This is a genomic window from Azoarcus taiwanensis, assembly GCF_012910885.1.
Classification (GTDB): Bacteria; Pseudomonadota; Gammaproteobacteria; order Burkholderiales; family Rhodocyclaceae; genus Azoarcus_F; species Azoarcus_F taiwanensis.
Map to the genome: position 1 here is coordinate 1 of NZ_WTVM01000193.1, position 5625 is coordinate 5625.

General features: G+C 64.8%; 4 protein-coding genes. All 4 read right to left on the minus strand.

Annotated features, from left to right (window positions below):
• Positions 1 to 1974: efflux RND transporter permease subunit (locus GPA21_RS18985; RefSeq protein ID WP_168989652.1), on the minus strand; the 1974-nt coding region annotated here is incomplete at its 3' end.
• A 2-nt stretch (positions 1975 to 1976) separates the two neighbouring features.
• A complete protein-coding gene (locus GPA21_RS18990) occupies positions 1977 to 3164 on the minus strand; it encodes an efflux RND transporter periplasmic adaptor subunit (protein WP_246262056.1) in 1188 nt (395 codons plus the stop codon).
• A 2-nt stretch (positions 3165 to 3166) separates the two neighbouring features.
• On the minus strand, positions 3167 to 3808 hold the full coding sequence (locus GPA21_RS18995) for a phosphatase PAP2 family protein (protein ID WP_168989653.1): 642 nt from the start codon (positions 3806 to 3808) through the stop codon (positions 3167 to 3169).
• 2 nt (positions 3809 to 3810) lie between these two features.
• Positions 3811 to 5295 carry an efflux transporter outer membrane subunit gene (locus GPA21_RS19000; RefSeq protein ID WP_168989654.1) on the minus strand — a complete coding sequence of 495 codons (1485 nt, stop codon included), beginning with the start codon at positions 5293 to 5295 and terminating at the stop codon, positions 3811 to 3813.
• Positions 5296 to 5625: the final 330 nt, after the last annotated feature.

Below are 5625 nucleotides of genomic sequence, written 5' to 3' on the forward strand. Positions count from 1 at the left end.
CTTCTCTCCCGACCCACCCATCCCAACTGCCACCCGCGCACCGGGCAGCGGCGCCAGCACGACGCGCAATTGCTGCTCGATTTCCTGCTTGCGCAGGCCATTGCGCTCGGCCCGTGGTGTCAGGCTAAGTGTGAGCACTGCCGTGCGCACGTCTGCGACAGCGGAGGAAGATCCCTCGGCCGGGTTGCCACCCGTACTGCCACCGCCAATGGCCGTGTAAACCTGAAGGACATGAGGGTTTTGCACCAGCAGCAGTCGAGCGTGTTCGGCCAGTACCGCCGTGTCCTGCAGTTCACTGCCCGGCGCCAGTGTGAGCGTCACCTGTGTTTGTGCGTCGTCATCAGAAGGCACGAATGCGGTTGGCAGTAGCGTTGCCAACCACAGGCCGCCGACGAACAGCGTGAAGGTGGCGGCAAGCGTCGCGGCGCGATGGCGCAGGCACCAGCCAGCCAGGCGCAGGTAAGGGGGTATCCACGTCGGCTCAGGCCGATCGCGCTGCACCGGCGCCCGCAACAGGTAAGCCGCCATCATGGGCGTCAATAGACGGGCCACGACAAGCGAGAAGAACACTGCGCCTGCGGCCGTCCAGCCGAACTGGATGAAGAACTTGCCAGCCATGCCGCTCATGAAGGCTGTCGGCAGGAACACCGCGATCAACGTAAAGGTCGTTGCCACGACCGCGAGCCCGATCTCGGCTGCCGCGTCCGTGGCGGCGTGCAAGGGCGTCTTGCCCATCAACAGGTGGCGCTCGATGTTTTCCACCTCGACGATGGCGTCGTCAACAAGCACCCCGACCACCAACGACAGCGATAGCAAGGTCACCGTGTTGAGCGTGAAGCCCATCACGTACATCAGCGCGAACGCCGGGATCACCGACAGCGGCAAAGCCACGGCCGAGACGAAGGTGGCGCGCCAGTCGCGCAGGAACAGGAAGACCACCAGTATCGCCAGCGCCGCGCCTTCGAAGAACAGGCGCATGGACCCGTCGTAGTTCTCGACCACCGGGTCGATGAGATTGAAGGCTTCCGTGACCGTGATTTCGGGGTGACCGACCTTCAGCTCGGCCAGCGCCCGGCGAACACCCTCAGCGACGTCGATCTCGCCGAAGCCTCTGGCCCGCACGATCTCGAAGCCGACCACCGGCACCCCGTCCAGGAAGGCGGCAGAACGTGGCTCGGCAACGGAGTCGCTGACCGCTGCAACTTGATCAAGCCGGATACGGCGGCCATCGCTGAGCGTCAATTCGATGGCGCCCATTTCCTCCGCCGTCTGCACCGTAGCGATCACGCGCACCGACTGCTCCGCACCGCCGAAGCCCACACGGCCGCCCGAAGCCTCTTGCTGTACCTCGCCCAACCGGCGGGAAATGTCGGCAGCCGTCGTGTGCAAGGCGTACAGGCGATCTGGGTCGAGATCCACGCGCACCTCGCGGCTGACGCCGCCAACGCGGGTGACCGCACCCACGCCCGGTACGGCCAGCAGGGCCTTACGGACCTTGTTGTCCACGAACCAGGACAGGGCCTCGTCGTCCATGCGGTTCGAGGCGACGGTGTAGGCCAGGATCGGAGAGCCTGACAGCGCATCCTTCTGGATCACCGGATCGCGCAGGTTGGCGGGCAGGTCCGAGCGCACGCGGGCGACCGCATCGCGCACGTCGTCCACCGCCTCCTGAGTCGGCTTTTCGAGCCGGAACTCAACCGTGATGTTGGCCACACCGTCCGTCAGGGTGCTCTTGATGTGCTTGATGCCCTGCACCGTGGTAAGTGCGTTCTCGATCTTGCGTGCAACCTCGGTCTCCAATTGCGATGGTGACGCGCCGGGCAGGGCTGCCATCACGGTGACCGTGGGCACGTCCATGTCGGGGAAGTTCTGGATCTTCATGCCCGAGAAGCCCATCAAGCCCGCGAGCGTCATCAGGATGAACAGCAGGATGACGGGAACCGGGTTACGGATGGCCCACGAAGAGACGTTCATGTTCATTGCGTGCCCCGGCTACTGGTCAGCGTCAGTCGCTGTGATGCCGATGGCGAAGCGGCAGGCCGTGCGGCCTTCTTTGGCCCATCGGTCACGAGCACGAGGTCGCCGTCGCCCAGGAAGGCCGCGCCCGAGACGACGACGCGATCGTCCTTGTCGAGGCCGCTGATGATCTGGACGCGATCACCCGAACGGCGGCCCGGCGCGACCTTGGTCTGAATGACGCGTGAATCCGGCCCGACGCGCATCACGTAGCTGAATCCTTCGCGCAACTGCACCGCGCTTTGAGGCAGCGTCATCACCTCGCTGGCGCCGATCTCGAACTCGCCACGTGCAAACATTCCGGCACGCGCGGTGTTGCTTGGAGGCAGGTCCACATAGACCATGCCGTTGCGGGTCTGAATGTCGATCACAGGCGCCAGCATCCGCAGCCGGCCTTCGATGGCATCCCCTCCGTTGGGCGTGACCCTGACCTTCTGACCGGGCTTGAGCCTGGAGAGGTCCGTGGCTGCCACCTCTGCGCGCCATTCCAACCTGCCGCCTCGGATCAGGCGAAACAACTCTTGGCCTGCGGGCAACACGGCGCCGACCGTGGCTGAACGCGCGGAAATGACGCCATCATCCGGCGCGGCAATCCGAGTTTGGGCAACACGAAGTCGCTGCGTCTTCTCGACGGCCCTGGCCGCATCGAGCCGGGCCCGCGCCGTGTGCTCCGCGCTAAGGTACTGGTGAATTTGCTGCGCAGACAATGCGCCGCTTGCTTGCAACAAACGGGCGCGTTCGGCATTGGCGGTGGCTTCGGCCAGCGCCACGTCGGCCTCTGCGGCGGCCGCACGGCTCTGCGCCAGTTCGGCCTCCACCGTATCGGCGGCGAAAGTCGCCAACTGCTGACCACGGCGCACCGTGTCGCCCACGTTGACCTTGACGTCGGTCAGGCGCAAGCCGTTGGCCTCGGTGCCGATGCTGGCCTCCTGCCACGCCATGATGTTGCCGTTGGCCGAGACCCGAATGGGAAATGTGGCGGGCTGCAGGCTTCCGACCACCACGGTCAAGGAAGCCTGCCCCGCAACAGGCGTCTTGGCTTCCTGTGCATGGGCGTCTGGCACCTCCCATGCGAGCACGACGACGATGACGGCTGCGACAATGATGGCTCCCATCGCGGCGAGCAAGAGTTTGTCAGATACTTTCATTTTCAGTTCCGGGATAGGGAGCCTTGAAGGCGTGGCGCCAAGAAGCGCACGCAGCCCACGGCAATGAATGCAGATGCCAGCACGTCGCTTGGGAAGTGCTCTAGCGTCAGGACACGGCAGAGACTTGCGATGACCGCCAAGACAAGCAGCGGTGTGCGCCATGCGGGCAGGAGGCTGGCCAGCACACACGCTGCAGCGAATGCCGTAAAGGCGTGACTGGATGGAAATGAGTTGAAGGGGTGCCCGGCAAAGGGCGTGGCAAACCCGTAGTGACCAAGTTCGATGAGCACGCTAGGACGGGCTCGCGCCACGACATGCTTGAGCGCCAGCGTGACGAGCCCGCCCATCAGCAGAGTCAGCAGCATGAGCAGGCTGCCCTGCTTCACATGCTCCCACCAAGGAAGCCAGCGACGCACTGCTGGCCAAGCCTGCGCAACTCGGCTGGCACCATAGGCGCATAGCGTGGCAATGGACAAAATCGTGGCGTTGGCGAGTTCGCTGACCGCGTCAAAGAAGTCATCCAATGACGGAGTCAGGCTGCGGTGGACGAACCGGATCACAGTAGCGTCCACACCGCACGCCAAAGTGCCCAGCACGGCGAGAACCTGAAAGGCGGCGAGCGCCCATTTTTGTGGCGTGCCCATGTTCAGCGCCTCGCGGACTGCGGCCTGGCAAATTCGCGAGCACTGGCGGTGCTGCCCGGCACGAGCGTGCCGGCCCGGTCAGAACGGCCGGCCAGATGTTCATTCGCTTGGGGTGTCCAGCCACCTCCCATCGCGCGATACAGTGAAACCCAGGCCAGCAGGCGCTCGCGGCGCAGGTCAATCAAGGTGCTCTGCGCAGAGACCAAGCTACGGCGTGCATCTTCCAGATCGAACAGGCTGGCCGCACCCACGTCATAACTCGTTGCCGTAGCCCGGTACGAGCGTTCGAACCCGTCCACGGCGACGCTGGCGCTCTCGCTGCGCCGCGTCGTGCTCTCCAACGTGACCAGCGCACTTTCCACTTCCTGGATCGCCGTGCGCAAACGCGCCGCATAGACCGTGGTGGCGGACTCGTAGCGGACCTTTGCCGCCTGTGCGTTCGCCCGCCGTAGGCCCCCGTCGAACAGCGGAAATGTGATGGCAATGGGGCCTACGCTCCAGACCGTTCCGTCGGTGCTGACGCCGAGACTGGAGACGCGCGTGGAGCCAATACTGCCGGCCAGCGTGATGCGGGGCCAGCGTTGGGCGTCGGCTTGCGTCGAGTCAGCGCTGGCGGCGACAACGTTCCGCGCGGCCGCATAGATGTCAGGGCGCTGGGCAAGCACCTCGGCCGGCACCGTGTTGACACTGAATTCGGTCGGTTGGGGCAGTTGGGCAGTCTTCTCGGCGAGTTGGCTCCGCAAGGTTGGCTCATCCCGAGAAGTCAAAGCCACGAGCGCCTTGATCAGCAGATCACACTGCGACTTGCGTTCCTCCAGGGCCACTTCACCCTGGGCCGCACTGGCTCGCGCCAGATCCGCTGTCGCAGGTGACCGAATGCCGCCCGCAGCAGCCAACTCGGTGAGGCGAGATGTTTGCGCGCGGGAGGCTGCGTCGATCCGGGATTGCTCAACGTGCGCCTCACAGGCCCGCAGTTCGACGTAGTTCCTCGCCACGTCGGCGGCGACCGAAACCCGCGCGTCATGCCAGCCAGCCTGACTGGACGAGAACCTTGCTACGGCAGCAGCGAGGCCGGCGCGATTGGCTCCAAAGAGGTCCAGTTCCCACGCGGTCTGTAGGCCCAGCGACGAGACCTTTCCTACGGGGGCAGCCAGCTCCGAGCGCCCCCTCGTGGCGCTTGCGGCGATATCCAGGGAAGGCAGCAATGCGGCGCCGCTGGTCACACTCGACGCCCTGGCGTCGGCCATGTTCGCGGCGGCTTGCGCCAGGGTCGGGCTGGCACGCTGCGCCGCCTCGATCAGATCGGGCATGAGCGGGTCGTCGAACTGCGACCACCACTGCCTCAGATCATCGACCCGCCCACCGTGCGGAAGCGGTGCGTTCCATTGCGTGGTGACTTGCGCGCCGGCGCTGTCTGGCACCAAGGCGGGTGCAGTCGATGCACAACCTGCGAGCACAAGTGGCATGCCGATGGCAACGCGCAGCATGAAGCGACGGACCAGTTGGGGAGGCTCGTGAGAACGAGCCCGTGAACGGGAGTGTTGGAACCTGGTTTGGACGTTCATTGTTTGGGCTCTTGGAGGCTCGCAAGCCTTCGCCTTGATCTGCAATGAACGCGACTATCTGGCCGTATGACTTTCCAAACACTTACCGGGAATTCGGTCGGCCACTCCGAGCTACGGCCCTTGGATCGGGTAAGTGTTCCGTAAGACGGGGGGGCGGAGGATGAAGGCTTTCAACACCAGCAAGGAACCTGCTCATGCCTCCCTCCCCAGCTTTCACCCCCCGCTTCAAGGCAAGCGCTACAAGCCTGACCC